This window comes from Mesorhizobium sp. CNPSo 4661 (assembly GCF_057784215.1).
This window is the reverse complement of sequence record NZ_JBWGIO010000066.1, coordinates 1-1,660: the sequence shown is the minus strand read 5'-3', so window position 1 is coordinate 1,660 and position 1,660 is coordinate 1. Positions and strand designations below refer to the sequence as shown.

At 65.4% G+C, this 1,660-nt stretch carries 1 protein-coding gene; it reads left to right on the top strand.

Annotated features, from left to right (window positions below; translation table 11 throughout):
- The coding region (gene glmS, locus AC0YKC_RS33900; RefSeq protein WP_488514230.1) for a glutamine--fructose-6-phosphate transaminase (isomerizing) at positions 1-1,660 on the top strand (1,660 nt) is incomplete at both ends.

The window sequence follows — 1,660 nt, the reverse complement described above, 5'->3', positions numbered from 1 at the left end:
TCGTCGATGCGTTGAAGCGGCTCGAATATCGCGGCTACGACTCCGCCGGCGTTGCCACCATCGAAAAGGGTGAGCTTGGCCGCCGCCGCGCCGAAGGCAAGCTCATCAATCTCGAACGCCGGCTGAGGGAAGAGCCGCTCGACGGCACGATCGGCATCGGTCACACGCGCTGGGCCACGCATGGCGTGCCCAACGAGACCAACGCGCATCCGCATTTTTCCAACGGCGTCGCCATCGTCCACAACGGCATCATCGAGAATTTCGCCGAGCTGCGCGACGAGCTCACCCGCGACGGCTACAGCTTTTCCTCGCAGACCGACACCGAGGTCGTCGCGCATCTGGTGGCGCGCGAGTTCGCCAGGGGGCTGAAGCCGGTGGAGGCCGCGCATGCGGCGCTGAAGCGGCTGTCCGGCGCCTTCGCGCTGGCAATCATGTTCAAGGGCGACGAGGACCTGATCGTCGGCGCCCGCAACGGTCCGCCTTTGGCCGTCGGCCATGGCGAGGGCGAGATGTTCTTGGGTTCGGACGCGATCGCGCTGGCGCCCTTCACCAACTCGATCACCTATCTTGAGGACGGCGACTGGGCGGTCGTGCGGCGCGACGGCGTGACCATCTACGACATCGACGGCAACAAGGTCGACCGCAAGCGCCAGCAATCGCTGTCGACCAGCTTCATGGTCGACAAGGGCAACCGCCGGCATTTCATGGAAAAGGAAATCCACGAGCAGCCGGAGGTGATCTCGCACACGCTGGCGCATTACGTGGATTTCGTCTCGGGCGTGTCGAAGCCGCTCGACCTGCCGTTCGACTTCGCCAGGATCGGCCGGCTGGCGCTGTCGGCCTGCGGCACCGCCTATCTCGCCGGGCTGATCTCGAAATACTGGTTCGAACGCTATGCGCGGCTGCCGGTCGACATCGATGTCGCCTCCGAATTCCGCTATCGCGAGATGCCGCTGTCGGCCAACGACGCGGCCTTCTTCATCTCGCAGTCGGGCGAGACCGCCGACACGCTGGCTTCGCTGCGCTATTGCCGCCAGGCCGGCATGAAGATCGGCGCGGTGGTCAATGTGCGCGAATCGACCATGGCGCGCGAATCCGACGTCGTGCTGCCGACGCTTGCCGGGCCGGAGATCGGCGTCGCCTCGACCAAGGCGTTCACGTGTCAGCTCTCCGTCCTGGCAGCACTTGCGGTCCGCGCCGGCGTGGCGCGCGGCACGATCTCGCGCGACGAGGAAAAGCGGCTGGTGCGCGAGCTTTCCGAAGCGCCGCGCTTCGCCACCCAGGTGCTGAAGCTCGACGAGCAGATCGAGCGCATCGCGCGCGAGCTGTCGCGCTACAAGGACGTGCTCTATCTCGGCCGCGACACCAACTTCCCGCTGGCCATGGAAGGCGCGCTGAAGCTCAAGGAGATTTCCTACATCCACGCCGAGGGCTATGCCGGCGGCGAGCTGAAGCATGGGCCGATCGCGCTGATCGACGAGAACATGCCGGTGATCGTGATCGCGCCGCACGACCGCATCTTCGAAAAGACGGTCTCGAACATGCAGGAAGTGGCGGCGCGCGGCGGCAAGATCATCCTGATCACCGATGCCAAGGGCGCGGCCCAGGCCGGCATCAAGACGATGGAGACGATCATCCTGCCCGAGGTGCCGGAAATCAT